At 33.0% G+C, this 18,912-nt stretch carries 12 protein-coding genes and 6 pseudogenes; 12 read left to right on the top strand and 6 right to left on the bottom strand.

The annotated features are described in order from the left end of the window. Positions 1-250: 250 nt before the first annotated feature. From TERY_RS37660 to TERY_RS37645, 7 genes and pseudogenes are all read left to right on the top strand, one after another. A pseudogene (locus tag TERY_RS37660) lies at positions 251-464 on the top strand (IS701 family transposase); the annotation flags it as partial. A 68-nt stretch (positions 465-532) separates the two neighbouring features. Further along, positions 533-1,000 (top strand): helix-turn-helix domain-containing protein, encoded by a 468-nt coding sequence (locus TERY_RS33860; protein WP_155994574.1) that lies wholly within the window; start codon positions 533-535, stop codon positions 998-1,000. Between the two features lie 27 nt (positions 1,001-1,027). Next, positions 1,028-1,429, top strand: a pseudogene (locus TERY_RS33855) (transposase family protein); the annotation flags it as partial. Between the two features lie 174 nt (positions 1,430-1,603). Then, positions 1,604-2,656, top strand: a pseudogene (locus TERY_RS21985) (IS701 family transposase); the annotation flags it as partial. A 302-nt stretch (positions 2,657-2,958) separates the two neighbouring features. After that, complete coding sequence (locus TERY_RS37655; RefSeq protein WP_011610837.1) at positions 2,959-3,207, top strand: transposase family protein; 249 nt, start codon at positions 2,959-2,961, stop codon at positions 3,205-3,207. Next, complete coding sequence (locus TERY_RS37650) at positions 3,194-3,436, top strand: transposase family protein (RefSeq protein ID WP_052845808.1); 243 nt, start codon at positions 3,194-3,196, stop codon at positions 3,434-3,436. Before TERY_RS37655 ends, TERY_RS37650 begins: the two co-directional genes overlap by 14 nt. A 53-nt stretch (positions 3,437-3,489) precedes the next feature. Then, complete coding sequence (locus TERY_RS37645) at positions 3,490-3,750, top strand: hypothetical protein (protein WP_196797162.1); 261 nt, start codon at positions 3,490-3,492, stop codon at positions 3,748-3,750. A gap of 328 nt (positions 3,751-4,078) precedes the next feature. Here the strand turns inward: TERY_RS37645 and TERY_RS31380 are convergent. Further along, positions 4,079-5,100 (bottom strand): annotated as a pseudogene (locus tag TERY_RS31380) (transposase). A 222-nt stretch (positions 5,101-5,322) separates the two neighbouring features. On the opposite strand from TERY_RS31380, the gene TERY_RS21965 reads away from it, so the two are divergent. Continuing rightward, positions 5,323-6,186, top strand: a complete 864-nt coding sequence (locus TERY_RS21965; RefSeq protein ID WP_011613848.1) for an SUMF1/EgtB/PvdO family nonheme iron enzyme — start codon at positions 5,323-5,325, stop codon at positions 6,184-6,186. A gap of 492 nt (positions 6,187-6,678) precedes the next feature. On the opposite strand, the pseudogene TERY_RS21960 reads toward TERY_RS21965, so the two are convergent. Further along, positions 6,679-7,948, bottom strand: a pseudogene (locus tag TERY_RS21960) (IS701 family transposase). Positions 7,949-8,106: 158 nt separating this feature from the next. Between TERY_RS21960 and TERY_RS33840 the strand changes: the two are divergent. Together TERY_RS33840 and TERY_RS25850 are read left to right on the top strand one after the other, a co-directional pair. Beyond that, complete coding sequence (locus TERY_RS33840; RefSeq protein WP_011613846.1) at positions 8,107-8,340, top strand: hypothetical protein; 234 nt, start codon at positions 8,107-8,109, stop codon at positions 8,338-8,340. A gap of 316 nt (positions 8,341-8,656) precedes the next feature. Further along, the gene (locus tag TERY_RS25850) at positions 8,657-9,016 is read left to right on the top strand and encodes a hypothetical protein (RefSeq protein WP_011613845.1); all 360 of its coding nucleotides are present in this window, start codon (positions 8,657-8,659) and stop codon (positions 9,014-9,016) included. Between the two features lie 1,072 nt (positions 9,017-10,088). On the opposite strand, the gene TERY_RS21945 is transcribed toward TERY_RS25850, so the two are convergent. The 4 genes and pseudogenes from TERY_RS21945 to TERY_RS21930 form a co-directional block, all read right to left on the bottom strand. Then, on the bottom strand, positions 10,089-10,847 hold the full coding sequence (locus TERY_RS21945; RefSeq protein ID WP_011613843.1) for an SDR family oxidoreductase: 759 nt from the start codon (positions 10,845-10,847) through the stop codon (positions 10,089-10,091). Between the two features lie 267 nt (positions 10,848-11,114). After that, a pseudogene (locus TERY_RS31370) lies at positions 11,115-11,841 on the bottom strand (IS1 family transposase). A gap of 768 nt (positions 11,842-12,609) precedes the next feature. Next, a complete protein-coding gene (locus TERY_RS21935; protein ID WP_011613842.1) occupies positions 12,610-12,807 on the bottom strand; it encodes a hypothetical protein in 198 nt (65 codons plus the stop codon). A 228-nt stretch (positions 12,808-13,035) separates the two neighbouring features. Further along, entirely contained in the window at positions 13,036-13,371 is a 336-nt protein-coding gene (locus TERY_RS21930) for a 2Fe-2S iron-sulfur cluster-binding protein (protein WP_011613841.1), read from the bottom strand. Positions 13,372-14,628: 1,257 nt separating this feature from the next. On the opposite strand from TERY_RS21930, the gene TERY_RS21925 reads away from it, so the two are divergent. Next, on the top strand, positions 14,629-16,125 hold the full coding sequence (locus tag TERY_RS21925; RefSeq protein ID WP_011613840.1) for a DASH family cryptochrome: 1,497 nt from the start codon (positions 14,629-14,631) through the stop codon (positions 16,123-16,125). Between the two features lie 822 nt (positions 16,126-16,947). After that, positions 16,948-17,796 carry a 3-deoxy-7-phosphoheptulonate synthase gene (gene aroF / locus TERY_RS21920; protein ID WP_011613839.1) on the top strand — a complete coding sequence of 283 codons (849 nt, stop codon included), beginning with the start codon at positions 16,948-16,950 and terminating at the stop codon, positions 17,794-17,796. Positions 17,797-18,912: the final 1,116 nt, after the last annotated feature.

The following is an 18,912-nucleotide window of genomic DNA, read 5'->3' as shown; positions in this document are numbered from 1 at the left end:
CTGTGATTCTTTTGTTGTCAGTTAAATCAAAGTGCAACGCGGGAGTCTATAATACCAAATTTTAATCCGAGCTGCCATGCTATAATTATTGCCTGGCAAGGATTTTCTCACATCCTTATGTCACATTATTTTTTCAGGCATGGCATAAAACTTTAAGGTAGCGGGACTTTAGTGAAAAAATAGTAAAAAAAAGGGTATAATGTATACCTGATATGTATTTTACGTTAATTACTGGCCTGGGAAAAGTTTGATGAAAGAAACAACTTCAGTGGCCATGCCCTCTTGTTTCCATCGATGGTGCGATCGCTTTAACAATGTCTTTAAAACAAAAGCCCAAAAAACAGGGTTTAGGGAATATATAGGAGGATTACTCTTGAGAAAGCGATCGAAAAAACTTGTCTCAAATTGCCAACAACACTGTAGGTCACACGTACCACAAATTACGGCATTTTCTAGTTCGAGCAAATTAGACATCTCCAAAATAAAAAATAAGGTAAAATTATCAAAACCATTTATTTATAAAGTCTCCCAAATGAATCCAACTTTAGAATATATTTATAACCATCCAAAAGAAACAAAAAGAATTATTGGCATTACTTATGAACAGCTAATAAAATTAATAGCAAAGGCCCAAATAATAGAATCAGAGAAAAAGAAGGCGATCGCTAAAACAGAAAAAAGATTAATTAAAGCAGGTGGAGTCAGAAAAAAGAATTTAACAAAGGAGGAAGAAATAATTTTAACGTTATTTTATTTACATCAAATACCGACTTTTCAAACATTAGGAATTAACTTTGGTATAAGTGAATCAAGTGCTAATAATATTTTTCATTACTGGATAGATATTCTCAGAGAATTACTGCCAGCAAGTTTATTAGAACAAGTAAAAAAAAAAGAAAATGAATTGGAATGGGTAAAGGAGATATTAACAGAATTAGAATTAATTGTAGATAGTACAGAACAAAGTAGAGAAAGACCAAGTGAATATAAAGACCAATAAAAATATAAAATATGAAAAAATAAAAATCATACTTTTAAAAATCAAATAATAACGACACCAAAAGGAACAGAAATAGTAGATGTAATAGTAGGAGAAAAAGGTCCAGTAAGTGATGTAAAAATATTAAGAAAACAACAGGATAAATTTGATAAAAAACAAAAATTTCAAGGAGATAAAGCTTATGAAGGAGTAGAAAGAACTACTACACCAAAAAAGAAACCAAGAAAAAAAGAAATGCCGCTAGAAATCAAAGAAGAAAATCAAGAAAAAGCCAGAAAGAGAATATTTGTAGAACATGTAATAAGATTAATTAAAATATTTGGAATTGCTAGAGAAAGATTCAGATTAAAAGATAATAATTATCAAAAAGTAATCTTAACAATATGTGGTTTAGTGCGACTAAGAATTGGATCTTTTATATTAGCATAAACCATCAAAAGCTGAGATAAAAAGAATAAATTAAAGTACAATAAATATTTGAATTAGTAACACAAAGTATCTCTGATGCCCATAAAACTGTACAAATTAACTATCTTCATAAGTAGCGATCGCACCACTAAAGATAGTTAGGATAAGCGTTTGAGTATTTTTGGAGATGTCTATTGGTCTGTAGATGCTGTGAATGAGCGTCGTCTTCAAGTAATGTGGGAACGTCGCCAAACAAAACCTTCTCGATCCTATTGCTTTAATTATAGACGATTCAGGCCACAGAAAAAGTGGTAATTTTACTGCAGGAGTAGGGCGGCAATATATAGGAGAAATAGGAAAAACAGATAATGGTGTAGTCGTGGTGACAACTCATCTTTATGATGGAGTTAAAAGTCTACCTTTAGACATAGCTTTGTATCAGAAAGCTGATTCTTTTCCAAAAGGAAAAAAAGACCCAGAATTTGTCAAGAAACCAGACGAGTGCAATGTCTCTAGTAGATCAATGTTTGTCCAGAGGACACCAACCAGAAATTGTGTTAATTGAAATTTGGCTATGGTAACAATACATCATTCTTAAATCAACTAGAGAAAAGAAGTTTAACTTATATAGGAGGATTAGCTAAAAATCGAAAAGTCATCATTAAAAAACAAGATGACATTAAAGAGGAAATTAGATTAGACAAGCTGGCAGAAAGTATACCTCAGAAAGCTTTCAACTTAGTTCAACTAAGTACAAAAAATGCTAGAGAAGTTTGGGTAGCTACATTAGAAGTAGAAATATCTAGGATGTCAGGTCAAAAAACTATAGCTATCGTTATGAATGCTAAAAGTTTTTCTGAGGCCACTGATATTAACTATTATATCACTAATAGAGAAGACAAATATGTAACTCCTGAGTGGATATATTCTACTTATTCTCAAAGAAATTGGGTGGAAGTTTTCTACAGGGAAGCCAAAGGATGGTTAGGATTAAGAGAATATCAAGTCAGAGATAAAATCAGCCTTAAAAGGCATTTTATTTTAGTATTTTGTGCTTATACATTTATTATCTGGCATCAGTTAACAGGAGGTATAAGAAGGCGTTGGGCTAACAAACCATTAAATACGTTTACTGATACTTTAGAAGCATTTCGTACCGCAATATCTTATCGTTTTGTTGAGTGGTTAGATGAAAACATCGACGTATTTACCGCTCATAAAGAGAGTTTAGGGTTTGTTTGGGCTTGAAATTTGCTAAAGTCCCGGTAGTGCGATTGCGCCTCCGTTCCGTTGTCACGATCGCATAGAAAAAATGTCAGTCATGTAGCAGGATGTATACTACATGACTGACATTGGTAGTATGTAAAGATGCCAGCGCTCATTGCTATATAAGAGTTGTTGGGAAATAAGGTAAAATAATTTCAGAAAAAATTTGCCATAAAAATGCTAAATATTGAACGAGCCTTAAAACAAGACAGATTACTCAGAGCATTAACACCCATTAAACCGTAAAGCATTTGAATCTTTCTTGGAGTCCTTTGGGCAAATGTATGAGCAAACATTGCACTCGCTCACCTCGTCAACGCTCTGTTGGAGGAGGTCTTTTGGCTCGTTTACGCACTCTACAAGACAAATTGTTTGACATTCTCTTCTACTTTAAATGTTACCCGACTTTTGACTTAGCTGGTATCTTGTTTGATATCGACCGTAGTCAAGCACATTATTGGGTTCATCGCTTACAAACTATGTTAGAAGCAGCCTTGGGAGAAAAAAAGGCGCGATGCATTGCGTCAAATTAACAGCGTCCAAGGATTCATAGAGCGTTTCCCTCGAGTAGAACGAGTGATAATGGATGGCACAGAACGGCCAGTACAAAGACCAACTCACTCTGAAAAACCAAAACTGAATTATTCAGGAAAAAAAAAGCGTCACACTCGCAAACATCTAGTAGCAGTTAATCAAAACAAGAAAGTGCTGGTATTGAGTCAGGCACGAGAAGGAAAGCTGCATGAAGTCGAAGTTCCATGACCAGGAAAAATTGATAGGAAATATACCTCTAGAGATTCCGATAGAAGTAGACAGTGGTTTCCAAGGTCTCCACGCATCAGTATGAAAATATCCGAATCCCCCATAAAAAACCAAAAGGGGGAGAGTTAAGTGAGCAACAAAAACCAGATTTTCGGAAATTGAGTCAATCAAGGGTAGTCTGTGAAAACGCCTTGGCGGGCGTCAAGCGTTATGGAGCTGTCAGTCAGATTTCTCGTAATCACAAGTATGATTTTGATGACAAATTAATGCTAACAGCAACTGGTGAGTGGAACTTATATCTGATGACAGCATAAGTAGTCAAATTACTAGGGAAATATGTCAAGTTTTCGTTTGAGTTTTTTCTCTCCTAAGTTATTTCCCAACAACTCTATTAACTATTGCGCTTTATTTATTTAGTGCTCCCCTCCCGATAAACCTCTGACCAAGACAAACTTCAGCAGAAAACTAATAGACATCTCAAAAAATCAACAATCAAATCAATTATCATCAGGACTTACGCAAAGACACTATATATAGCGCATGACAACTTCGACGAACTTCACTATAGTCATGTGCGTTAGCGGAGCTTTGCGTTAGCAATCGCCTAACTATTTTGACTCAAAAAACCTTGAGTTTTTCAAGTCAAATAACTTTCATTTTAATTGAAGGATTTTTCAATTGATCCCTTAGATATTTTGATAATAATTCATGCTTAACTTGATAAATACTTTTGCCTATTTTAGTAGCAAATATTTTGAAGAAGTTCCACACTAACATTGCACAAACAATATGATTTTTCTGAATTATTCGCAGACGACACTGACAAAATCCTCAACCTGTTAATTGCTTAATTTCTCTATTAAATTCTTCGATTTTCCATCGAGTTTGAGATTCAAACTCTACATCATAAGAGTGATGATTGAGTCAAGTCATTAGTGACAATATATTCTGCTGAAGTTGGCAGATACACCTAATCCAAAATATTTTCACCTTTTGGCAGAGTAGAAACCCTTTAATTTTAATTATTTTTCCTGACTTTTTTTCAGCTTCATTCCAATTTAAATCTTGAACTTTTTTGTATTTTTCTGCACCTCGTGTATCATCAACGCGCGCGATTACTTTTTAAAGGACAGTAGTAAATTTTTCCTAAGTTATCTATTAGTCCCATTAATCTTTGTGTTGCATACCCAAATCCATTAATACTGTTTTAAATGGTATTTTCTTATTATTTATGGCATTAAGTATCATTTCTTCAACACTCTTCTATTTTTGTTTTCTTGTCAGTATCTGGGTCATAAATTCTATAATCTATAATCCATAATTGTTCATTTTGGGGATTAAAATATACACAATTAACTATTCCAAGATCCACGACCAACTTGATGTTCATTACCACTATATTGTCGTCGTGTAAGTTCAATATTATATCCATACTTTTTATTAATTACTGTGTCATCAAAAATTAAATAAGCTTCGGTATCACCAAACAAATTCTTCTTGAACATTTCGCCATAAATCTTCTGAATTTAAAGACTCTGCTCTTAAATAGCGATTTATTATATCATGGCTAATATTTTTACTCTGGATTTGCCAAGGAGCGTTATAGTAAAATTTGTGTGAGATTTAAGTAAATATTGACAGTAGTCAACAAAATTAAAATTCATATTTTTGAAATAATATAATCCTGTCATTATCATCTAATAATTAAAGCTTTTTAGCAAGTTAATTTAACCTAATTGTAACTTTGTTTAAAGATACATTAAAAGTAATATCTATCTGAAAAAAAACTAATTATAGTATGGAGAATTTCATATCGACAGTACGCTATATATAGCGTACTTGCGTAAGTCCTGATCATATAGAAATAATTAATTCTTGTAATTGAAATGACTCAACCATCAATATCAGAATCAGAAAAAGGAGACCTATTCACTTTTGAAATTATAAGCGTCAACAACTCTGGCGGTATTATTCATCGTAGCCAGGGAAACGCCAGACAAAAAATAGAAAACTTAGGTAACGACATTAAATTGGAAATAGTTTATACTCCTGGTGGAAGCTTTATCATGGGATCCCCAGAAGATGAAGCCAAAAGAAACCGTAGTGAAGGCCCCCAACATCAAGTAACTCTTCAACCCTTTTATATGAGCAAATATCCCATTACTCAAAACCAATACCAGGCAATTATGGGAAATAACCCTTCTAAGTTCAAAGGTGCAAACCGCCCTGTAGAAAAAGTAAACTGGTACCACGCAACAGAATTTTGTCAAAAGCTATCCGAGAAAACCGGGAAGAACTACAGACTACCCAGCGAAAGTCAGTGGGAATATGCTTGCCGTGCAGGAACAACAACACCTTTTTACTTTGGCGAAACTATAACCTCTGAGTTAGTTAACTACAACAGTAACTACACTTATAGTAACGCACCGAAAGGAAAACATCCTGAAGAAACAACAAATGTAGGAATTTATCCTCCCAATACCTTTGGTTTATATGATATGCACGGCAATGTGTGGGAGTGGTGTCAAGATGTTTTGCATAACAACTATGAAGGAGCTCCTACAGATGGAAGTGCTCGGGAAACTGGAAATGACAACTTTTCTCCACTGCGAGGAGGATCTTGGAACTTCTATCCTCATCATTGTCGTTCTGCGTCTCGCATCAACGACTATAAGCGCAGCTTCTACAAACACTTTATTGGATTTCGTGTAGTATGGAACGCCGGGATGGAAAAGTATGGGAAAGGATAGAACTGACACTGACGGGGGAAAGTTTTTGAACACTAATTATCCAAACATGATATAATTAGCATCTCACGGGGTGACAAGCTAGTTGAAAGCTATATATAGAAAGGAATTTGTGTTCGGGAACTGAAGAATATTTCAACAAAAAGAAAACGCTTATTGGACTGGGAAGGGGTGTAGTGCGAGCGCAGAGCGCTCGCACTACACCCCCTACCCATGGTTGATTATTTATTCATTAAAACATTAAAAAAAACTGTTAAAAATATGATAAAAAAGGGTTAATAATTACAAAAAAAAAAGAAGAAAAAGTGAATATATTAGGCTTTTATCAAGACCATATTAAGCAAAAGTTGAGTCCATCTCAAGTAGTAACATTACAAATATTATTATACTTAATTTCAGTACATAAAACTGTACAAATATCAAAGCTAACCAATTATTTTCAGCTACCAATTAAATCAGAAAGTAAGCGAAAACTTATCGGGACTTTAGCAAATTTCAAGCCCAAACAAACCCTAAACTCTCTTTATGAGCGGTAAATACGTCGATGTTTTCATCTAACCACTCAACAAAACGATAAGATATTGCGGTACGAAATGCTTCTAAAGTATCAGTAAACGTATTTAATGGTTTGTTAGCCCAACGCCTTCTTATACCTCCTGTTAACTGATGCCAGATAATAAATGTATAAGCACAAAATACTAAAATAAAATGCCTTTTAAGGCTGATTTTATCTCTGACTTGATATTCTCTTAATCCTAACCATCCTTTGGCTTCCCTGTAGAAAACTTCCACCCAATTTCTTTGAGAATAAGTAGAATATATCCACTCAGGAGTTACATATTTGTCTTCTCTATTAGTGATATAATAGTTAATATCAGTGGCCTCAGAAAAACTTTTAGCATTCATAACGATAGCTATAGTTTTTTGACCTGACATCCTAGATATTTCTACTTCTAATGTAGCTACCCAAACTTCTCTAGCATTTTTTGTACTTAGTTGAACTAAGTTGAAAGCTTTCTGAGGTATACTTTCTGCCAGCTTGTCTAATCTAATTTCCTCTTTAATGTCATCTTGTTTTTTAATGATGACTTTTCGATTTTTAGCTAATCCTCCTATATAAGTTAAACTTCTTTTCTCTAGTTGATTTAAGAATGATGTATTGTTACCATAGCCAAATTTCAATTAACACAATTTCTGGTTGGTGTCCTCTGGACAAACATTGATCTACTAGAGACATTGCACTCGTCTGGTTTCTTGACAAATTCTGGGTCTTTTTTTCCTTTTGGAAAAGAATCAGCTTTCTGATACAAAGCTATGTCTAAAGGTAGACTTTTAACTCCATCATAAAGATGAGTTGTCACCACGACTACACCATTATCTGTTTTTCCTATTTCTCCTATATATTGCCGCCCTACTCCTGCAGTAAAATTACCACTTTTTCTGTGGCCTGAATCGTCTATAATTAAAGCAATAGGATCGAGAAGGTTTTGTTTGGCGACGTTCCCACATTACTTGAAGACGACGCTCATTCACAGCATCTACAGACCAATTTGCTCGAACTAGAAAATGCCGTAATTTGTGGTACGTGTGACCTACAGTGTTGTTGGCAATTTGAGACAAGTTTTTTCGATCGCTTTCTCAAGAGTAATCCTCCTATATATTCCCTAAACCCTGTTTTTTGGGCTTTTGTTTTAAAGACATTGTTAAAGCGATCGCACCATCGATGGAAACAAGAGGGCATGGCCACTGAAGTTGTTTCTTTCATCAAACTTTTCCCAGGCCAGTAATTAACGTAAAATACATATCAGGTATACATTATACCCTTTTTTTTACTATTTTTTCACTAAAGTCCCGTTATGCGAAAGATTTTTAACCCTAAAGGAATTAAGTTTACCTATATTTTGGTTCCCTTTAGTCAAAATAATGGTAAAAAATCTCTTCAACTTTACCTCAGAGTTAGTGTTGATTTTAGACCGCACTCAGTGGCAAAATATTAATATTTTAATGATAACTGTAGCTTGGAAAAAGAGAGCTTTACCTATATATTGGAAGATTTTATCTCATAAAGGAGCTAGTAATTTAACCGAACAAAAATCAGTAATTCGCCCTGTATTAAAATTATTGAAAGCACACAAAATAATTCTCACAGCACCCTAGAATTCCACAGTATTTTCCTGTGCCATTGGTTGAAAGAATATAAAAAAAAGACGTATATTTTGTCTTGAGACAAAAAAAATCAACTATGATAAAACGAGGGAGAAAATATTGTCAACTCTCAGAGTTAAAAGTAAATATCGGTGAATCCCAACTATTATTGAATCAAAAAATTACCAAAATTTTGAAGGTAGGAACATATAATTTACTTGTATATAAAAGACAGAAATATCGTCACAATTCTGTTTCAGAGAAATGGTATACTCTCTCCAATTTATCATAGTAATGTGGAAAAGTTAAAAAAATATATAGCCAGAGAATGGGCATAGAAGCCATGTTTAAGGATTATAAAACTGGTGGTTATAATCTAGAATCAGCAAAAGCCAACGAAACTAGACTTAATAATCTAATTTTATTAATAGCTATTTCATACACAATTAGTTCATTTAAAGGACAAGAAATTAAAAATAAAGGAGTTCAAGAATATATATCAAGAACTAATGAAAGAGGTAGAAAAGAAAGAAGAAACAGTAGTTTTTGCTTAGGGTTATCTAGTATTTATTGGGCAATAAATGATGATTTAATGTGGAAATTAGTAGAAAATTTAATGAGCCTTAATCCTCATAAATTACTATATTATCGCAGGGGAATAAAAGCGATGAATAAAGTGGTTAATTAGACTGTAATTTTTGATTAAAAATTAATTAATAAAGTTAAGTTTTTTCATGATATTATTCTACTGCACAACTTGAATTATTATTCAACCCAGTTAGGGGGTGTAGTGCGAGCGCAGAGCGCTCGCACTACACCCCCTTCCCAGTCCAATAAGGATTTTTTTTTATTGAATTATTCCTCAGCTCCTGAAGGCAAATCCCTTTATATATAGCTTTCAACTGGCTTGTCACCCCGTGATAATTAGCATATAGCAAATAGCTTTTTTGATCATAAAAAGCCAAAAGTGTGTTATTTATTGTTGTTAATTATTTTTATATTGTACAGACCTTGCATCCAACATCTCTACCTCTGCTTCCCCTTCGGAGGAGTTAGGGGTAGACTTCTTAGCTAAATGACAGCTCTAACATTTTTTGAATAGGTTTCAATGCTACCACCCGTATTTCTTGAGAAACCACAATTTCTGGAGTCTTGCTTATCGCCGCCAGATAGAGCTTTTCCAAAGTATTCAACCTCATCTGCGAAAATTCGTTACAAGTACAATTAATTATTCATAGCTGGTGCCCGAATAAAATTTTTGTTCCCAGCTCTGCTCTGCACTTGATGAATAATACCTGGTTCAGTTGCCACAATAACTCTTCACTTTGGCTTTCAGTACAATATTTTAACAAAGCAGTTTCAAACCAACATAACTAGTATGAAGCAATACATTAACTTCACATTCTCAATAAGCAATAGTTTTAACTTCAGCACCTTCTATTTTTAGCCGCAGCCATATCAACTGAACAGAATTTTATGACTACATATACAGAAATACCTACTTTTTGATAGCTCCGAGATAGGGACACCATATATAGCAATTTTCACCTTATAGCTACAAAAATTATGCCCTCTACCATCAGCATAAATGCCTTTAAAGCACAATCTCTGTATTTTTGAATAATGAAAACTGTTATCAGTTCTGACCAAAAAACAAGGTATTAAAACTCCCCTTTAAAGGTTTGAGAAAAAAATAAACTTCAGTATTTTAATTCTCAGGTTAAGCGCTGCTAGATACTAATAACTAATAACCACAAAAATTAGCGTACATAAGAAGCACCATTAATATCAATAGTTGCTCCTGTCGTATGAGGTGCTAAACCAGATGCCAAAAAAGCTACTACATTAGCAACATCTTCTGGTGTTGCCAACTTACCCAAGGGAATATCCCGGGTAGCAAACTCTTCGCCTACTTCTTGCAGATAACTTTCTACTCTCTCAGTACGAACAAACCCTGGTGCCACCGCATAAGCCAAAATATTATCCTTAGCAAAACCACGAGCAATAGTACGAGTCATAGAAATAACACCACCTTTGCTAGCAGCATAGTGAATATGTTGAGGGTCATCTCCCCGAAAAGCAGCACGACTAGCAATATTAATAATAGTACCGCCATTACGAGTCTGAAAATGACGAATTGCTTCTCGACATAGATCCGCAACTGCAATTAAATTTACTTGCAAAGTTTCTTGCCAAGCATTAGCCCAAATATCCATTTCATCCTCTACACTAGCACCAACAAAAATACCAGCATTATTCACCAAAATATCAATATGATTTCTCCAGGCGATCGCCTCCTGCCATAATTTCACAGCAGCATTTTTCTCAGCTAAATTTGCTTTTAATAAATAACATTTATCTTTACCAATTTTATCACCTATAGTTTCTGCTACAAGTTGTTTATGATAGTAATGTAAAATAACTTTAGCTCCAGCACTAGCTAAAGTTTGCACTGTTGCGGCACTAATACCACTAGATGCACCTGTAATTAAAATAACTTTTTCACTTAAATTTATCATTTTTTCCTTTTTCTTCCTACTCCTTACTCCCTACACAACTATTTAATAATCTTGATTTATTTTGAACTCCCCCGAACTCTAGTCCCGCACTCTTCCGGAGCAGAGGTTCGGGATAAAAACCGGGGGTTATCCGTGGGGTTTGTCCTGACTTTCTATTGTAGCTATTAAAAATTATAGGTAGTCCTGTATATGTAGTGATAAAATTACAGTGAAGCGATCGCTTCATTATAATGATTAATGGGTAGTCCTGTATATGTAGTGATAAAATTACAGTGAAGCGATCGCTTCATTATAATGATTAATGAAATACCAAATAGCTCCTAGATGGGACCGAAGCTTTTTAGAAAAGGATAAAGTCTTTCTGACCAACCGAGAAATTCTTTGACGCAAAGTATTATTCAATCTTTCTATATAAGCTGTTAAACCTGAATATTCCCCACTGATTTATGTCTCTCTTCAGGAAAGACAAGCTCGTAAGCTGACCAAAAATCTGTATAACAAACTGCACACGGCCTTAAGACACCGTGGGTTAGAATTCCATAATCTATGCTGCCCCTTTTTCTCCTCTTTCCCCTAAGTAAAAACCCACAATTTCTTTAGTTTCTATATCAATCGCTAACCACAGCCATTGTTTATTATTTTTATTGCCTACAAATGACCACATTTCATCACATTGAATGGTGAGTTTACCTGTTTTTTTTTAGTACATTTAATAGAGCGTGAAACCTCAGCATACTTATTATTGACGTAATTCTGGAGCCATTTTTCTGACACGCCTGTTACACGGGTTATACCAGCTAAACTAATTTTTTCTCTATTTTAATTTATCAATAAGTTCTTTGGTTTCATTACTAATATAATCTCTTTGACTATTTTCGACAAATTGTCTCTGACAATTTTGACATTGATATTTTTGTTTTTTGTTGTGAATAGTCCCATTTTTGACAATATGATTACTGCCACAACTAGGACAGATTAATTTATGAATGGACATCTGAATTATATAGATTTTTTCTTATTACTGTCATAGATAATAGCATACTTTTTTCATGATAGTTGAGTTTAATTCTTGATAGTTTAATGACTGATTATTATGTAGCGATCGCCTAGATAAAAATTTTGAATTATTAAGCATAAAAAACTTAATGTTTTCAAGATTGATGTCAATAACTAATCATTTATATTGGCTTATCACTACATATACAGGACCACCAAAATTATATATACATTCATTATAATATATAGATGTATAAATCAAAGTTGATACAAGGCGAGGACATCACCTCAACTGAAAACTGCCCTTAGGGCTTCCCTAACTAAAAAATCTCCCCTTGTCACGTCAGTGCAACGTCCGAAGTATATTAATAATAAAGAGTCAGTAACCAATTAATTATTCTTCTGACAGTAGGGACGTTCTATAGAAAATTCCGATCTACTCCCCCTCCTACTCCAGTTTAGGGGCTTAGGGTGAGACCCCGACTCAAAGTGCCAAGTCGAAAATTTTTTGATTAATAGCATCAGTCCACTACAATAACCTATAAAATTATTATCTGTTCTAAGTCTTTAAGCCCAATTAATTACCATTATTTATTCCCTGTGATTTTTACACTTATAGGCTTTTCAGTACCTTGAGTATATGTAATTAATTTTGTATAACTACTTAAGTGCAAAGACCAAATTAATTACCTAATATTATGATCAAATCACAGAGAATATATGCCTTTTGGCTTGAAAGTATTTGTAATTAATTCTGCATAACTAATTATTGGGAATTAGTTTTGAGATTTATTTTTTCAAGCACTACAGCTTCTACATTAGCTTTTTGTTTTTCTGTATCTACCTTTGTCACTGCCCAACGTAGAGGAATACCAAATTTTTCCAACTCCTTTTCAATTTCTTGATTGAGTTTACCTGGTGATTCTTGCAAATCAATTTCAGCATTAATAAAATGAGTAGTCATGGTAATTATACAATTAGTTAGTTCATACTTAGTTGCATTAAGCTTGCAGCTATAAAATATATATTATACTTAAACTAGTTAATCAAAAAAAGACAAATTTTAGAATAACAAAGATACTAAGTAGAGAAGAATCAAGTATCAATACTAATTATTTGTTAACTTTCCCCACTTTTTTTCACTCGTAAATATGTCTTAAAAGTCCTTTTCGTGATTTACTTGTTCAATAATTTATGGAGAACCAAATTGACGCTTATAAACCTCATCTTCCTTTTCAGTTTCTATCGTTAAATTAGACCGAGGATATGCCATACACAATAACACATAACCTTCCCCTTGAAGTTCTGGACTAACTCCCATAACATCATTTTGATCTACAGTACCCTCTCCCAGAATCTGAGCTGCACAGGTAGTACAAACCCCTGCATTGCATGAGTTAGGCAAATCTAGTTTCGCCTCCTCAGCAGCCTTTAAAATTGTCTTATTCTCTGACACCTTTATAGTGTAAGTTTTTCCTTGGTGGTTAATTTCAACAGTGTGAATTTCAACGGTACTAGTATTAGACATATTGTAATTGGTATATTCAATCCTAATTTTAATTCCGAGTTTTATGGTTGATAAAGTATTATATAAGCTAACTCTTTTAGAGATTTAGAGCAACCCTGATTTTCCTAAATGAAACAAAAATTTACAATCTATAAATTTCCATAGAAATTATCATTTTATTCAAATACAAAATTTAAGGTTATATGGAAGAGATAATAGGAAATATAAAATTCGTAAATTCCGTATATTTTACAATATTTATAACTCCTATATATACCTATAAGTTGTTCTATTTTTTTGAGTTATAAATTACCGGTAATTGTCAACACTTTTTCCACAAATTTATTTAGGTATTTTAGACACAATACTAAGCAGAAAAAACGACTTATATTGGAAGCGATCGCAACTCCAAAATTAAATATTGCATTTTGTTAAAATGTCAAAGATTTAATCAAATTCAGCCAATATTAATCAAACAGATTAATTTACTCCTAATTTTTTTTGTCAAAATTGAGTTCATAACTATATGTTATTACCTGAATTATGCCTAAGAACAAAAAGTATTTATTAAAAATAATTAGCAAAATCATATCTCCAAAAAAATACTACATAAACTATTAATATCTATTAAGAATATAGGCTATAAATCATATTTTTTTTGCTTTTTTTATTGTAAATATAAAAAAAGCAAAATAGCAAAATTTAATAAGTATTGACCACAAATAGTTAAACAGTTTATAGGAGGATATAAATATAGATTCAAAAGTGATAATAAATAGCTAAAATATCATTTTTATGGTAAATATCTCTTTTAGTTCAATTATAGATAATCACATAAAATATTTAAATTTTCCTTAAGCCCTTATGGTTGAGATACTATAATTTATCAAAAAAAATTCTACATTTCCTAATAGTAGGAGAATAGGTAGGTAATTGCATACAACCTCCCTACTGTATGAAGAATAATTAACGCCCTACTAGCTAGTAATTATCAAAAAAAGTTATTGAGCAGATATTAATTACTTAATCAGGTAATATAAACTAAATATAGTATCAATATCTAATAATTACTATAATACCAAAACTGTTATAATATAAAGGTAAAATTATGAAATTTTCAAAACTGTAGAAATGGAAAAAAAATCCTGATCTGAACCATATTGTCTTAAAAGCTACTTTTGGTATCATCCAAAATACTAAAGATAAAGGATATCAGCAACATTATTCAATTATCCTAGTTTTTCCTATTTTCCATTCCTTATTCCCTCAAAAATTAATATGAGTCAAAACGTAATTATATTATGGTATCGTAATGACCTACGCATCCATGACCATGAACCACTATATAAAGCACTCAAAGTTAATGCTCAAATTATACCGATTTATTGTTTAGATCCAAGGCAATTTAGTCAAACAGATTTTGGTTTTCCTAAAACAGGTGTATTTAGAGCAAAGTTTTTACTAGAAAGTATTGCTGATTTGCGTAACAACCTACAAAAATTAGGTAGTAATTTAGTTATTTTTCAAGATAAACCAGAAATAGTAATTCCTAGACTAGCTCAACAATTATCTGCTAAATCAGTATTTTTTCATCAAGAAGTTACTGAGCTCGAAGTTAAAGTAGAAAGATTAGTTCATCAAGCACTAAAACAAATTGGAGTTAGGTTAAAATCATTTTGGGGTCATACACTTTACCATCCAGATGATTTACCTTTTGAAATAAAACAATTACCAGAATTATTTACTACTTTTCGTAAAGATGTAGAGAAAAATTCTAGTGTAAACCCTACATTCTCAATCCCTAAAAAATTATCATCCTTACCAAAAATTGATGTGGGAGAATTACCTACATTATCTGATTTAAATCTAGAAAAACCGCCACTAAATTCACAGGGAGTTTTAGAATTTAAAGGTGGAGAAACTGCCGCTAAGGAAAGAGTAAAAAACTACTTTTGGCAGCAAGACTATTTAAAAGTTTATAAGGAAACCAGAAATGGAATGCTAGGTGCCAATTATTCTTCTAAATTTTCCCCTTGGTTAGCTTTAGGATGTTTGTCACCTCGTTATATTTATGAAGAAGTTAAAGAATATGAATATCAAAGAGTCAAGAATCAATCAACTTATTGGTTAATATTTGAGTTAATATGGCGAGATTACTTCCGATTTATTTGTCAAAAACATGGGAATAAAATATTTCATAAATCTGGTTTACAAGGTATAGCTATTCCTTGGCAAGAGGATTGGGAAAAATTTAGAAAGTGGCAAGCAGGTCAAACAGGATTTCCTCTAGTAGATGCTAATATGCGTGAACTTTTAGCTACAGGTTTTATGTCAAATCGTGGTCGACAAAATGTTGCTAGTTTTCTTACTAAAAATTTAGGAATTAATTGGCAAATGGGAGCTGAATGGTTTGAGTCTTTACTAATAGATTATGATGTTTGTAGTAATTGGGGAAATTGGAATTACACTGCTGGAGTAGGAAATGATGGGCGAGGTTTTCGCTATTTTAATATTCCTAAACAAGCAAAAGATTACGACCCAGAAGGAAAATATGTTAAACATTGGTTACCAGAATTAGGAAAAGTTCCTCCTGCTAAAGTACATGAACCTTGGAAATTATTACCTGTTGAACAAGATAGATTTGGTGTCAAAATAGGGGTAGATTATCCAGAACCAATTATTGATTTATGGCAGTCAGTTAAGGAGAATGAAAAAAAATATAATAGAGCGTTACAAATGACACTAGGTAAAATAAATAAAAGAGGCAGATTTTGAACAGGAATAAATTGTAAATTAGGATAATTCATAATTATAATTAACAGCAAAATCACCTCAATTTTTTGGTAGTTAGTTCATGTTTAATGATATTAATAATGTTATAGCAATCCATAAATTGGCTATAATCATATTAAAATAGTTGACTTGAACTGAAAATATTTTTAATTATGAATCCTAATTACTACACAATATTATAACCAAAATAGGATTACTATATATCCCTGTCATCCATTCATTTAAGGTGCAAAAATTCTTTCTTTGTTTACCACTAATACAGAAATTACATAAGCTTTTCCGAGTAAACCTTTTAGAGAAGCTTTGCATTCTTTTTCACCCCTATGTCTAAAGGTGGCTTTACATCTAGCCCCGAAAAAAAAATCCTATAGGGGCTTGACACTATCTAAAGTGTCTGCTATGATTGTTTATTAATAAATAAAAAGAAGTATTCTTGCTCTAAGCATAAAAGATTCCATAACTAGTACATTTCTTTACACTAATAAAAAGCCGATGTTTATCCATAATTTCTACCTTTATTTTTGGTATAAATAGGTTCACTTGGAGTGAATATAGTTTTTTTCTATAAATCTCTGAGTGAACCGCAGCATAAACACTGCGGTTTTTTGTTCACAAACTCGACGTATCAAAAAAAGACACGAACAGCCATGACTCAAGTTAACAAATGGTATTACAGTTTTTATTTTTGGCCCCGATATAGTTCCGGGTAACTTGTTATGCTGACTTTTACTTTTCACCCGGAACTGATAATGGTTCCGGGTTTTTTATTTTTTACCCTACTTAATTTATCAAGGAGAAAATCTCATGTCTAAAACTAAACTTGTATCCAAGTCTCACTCGGAAGATCAAACAGTTGTCAATATTTCTGAACAGACAACGGTAGGAGGTACAAATTTTTTAATTATTGGAGGTCCGTGCACTGTTGAAAGTATGGAACAAATGACAGCAGTAGCAAATAAGTTAATAATGGCACCTGTGCAAATGTTCCGGGGAGGTGTCTACAAACCCCGCACTTCTCCCTACTCATTTCAGGGGTTGGGAATAGAAGGATTAAAAATTTTGGCATCCGTTCGCCAACGCTACAATATCCCAGTAGTAACAGAAGTTATGTCTATTCCGCAAATAGAGTCAGTAGTTGCTTATGCAGATATGCTGCAAATAGGTAGTCGCAATATGCAAAACTTTGAGTTACTCAAAGCAGTTGGGAAAGCTGGCAAATCTGTGATTTTGAAACGGGGGCTAGCTGCAACTATTGAGGAATTTTTAATGGCAGCTGAATATATTCTCAGTTATGGCAACCCTAATGTGGTCTTATGTGAAAGAGGTATTCGTAGTTTTGATAGTTATACTCGTAATGTTTTAGATTTGGGTGCGGTAGCTGCATTGAAACAGTTGACTCATTTGCCAGTTATTGTCGATCCTTCTCATGCTGCTGGTAGAAGGGAGTTGGTGGCATCCTTGGCAAAAGCTGCGGTTGCCTGCGGAGCGGATGGTTTGATGATAGAGTGTCATCCTATACCGGAGAAGTCGGTTTCGGATGCCCAGCAAGCATTGTCGTTGGAAGATATGGTGAAGTTAGTTCAAAGTTTACGCCCTATTGCTACTGCAGTAGGGCGATATATTTGTGAACTTGAGGAGTTAGCTGTGGCTTAAATTTAACTTTATTGGTGTTCTCCATTATATCAAATACTAAAATCTTGGCTACAAATACTTATCCTGTTTCGGTGGAGTTATAATTTACCGAAACAGGCTAAAGCTTTGAGCATCTCAAAACATAACATAATTTTAGATTCTGATTTGCAGTGATGTGTTTGTTAACTAAGTTTTTGCTTATCTCTATGAACTAGACTCTATTTATGAAAACTCCCTGATAGAAGAGTTACTAAAATTCGGTTAACCGATAGCTCTGGAAAAGTTGAATAGAGTCGATGATCCTAGTATTGATCATTTATGTGGTTTGATCAGGAAATGCTACTTTAAATTTATTGATCCTCCTATTGTTTCGATAACTCATAAGTTTATGAATTAGGCGCAGGCGATCGCTCTGCAAATAAGAATGATAATTATTGGTTGATCCAGGGGTTTATAGTACAAGTTAGAGGTGGTTAAACTCATGGTGAAATTTTGATATTAATTCTTTGTGGAGAAACTTCTCGATAATTTTACTTTCACAAAAAATGTATTTCAAACTATTGAGGATTTTCAAGTGATTCGCAATGATTCTACTGATAACAGTAGCTATTGTGGCCAGGCTGGTTAAGCAATTTTTTTTGTCAGTATTGGTGGCCTTCACTTAAGAATTAAAAATTTAGTGGTAAGGAGTAGGATTTAGGATTAAGAATGAATTGTTAAAAACATTCCTCTTACTTATTTATACTGATACTAGTAGGACCTATATAAAGGGGTTAATTGTAGTGAAAATATCTGAAATAATTACTAAAAATATACTATATTTAGTGGTACTGCCTAAGTCTTAACTAGAAAAAAGTCTGGTTATTCTTAGATGATACTTCAATTATTTTAAGTAACATCGGCAGGATAACCTTTTTATCATTATTAGATATTAGAGTTTTGATTTTATAAATATTGACTTTTCCTAATATCAACTTCTTCCCAGTTTAAAAACCTGGGTATAAAAGTTTTTGATCAGTGGTATTATTATACTTGATATTGAAAATTCAAAATACAAAATCAAGTAGATTTTGGTTTTTTTGAACAACTTTTGTATCAATTTTAGGGTCAATATTTTTGAAAAAAAGGGGTATCTAT

It is taken from the genome of Trichodesmium erythraeum IMS101 (assembly GCF_000014265.1).
GTDB lineage: Bacteria > Cyanobacteriota > Cyanobacteriia > Cyanobacteriales > Microcoleaceae > Trichodesmium > Trichodesmium erythraeum.
The sequence above is the reverse complement of the archived record's forward strand: the minus strand, read 5'-3'. Positions and strand labels throughout refer to the sequence as shown.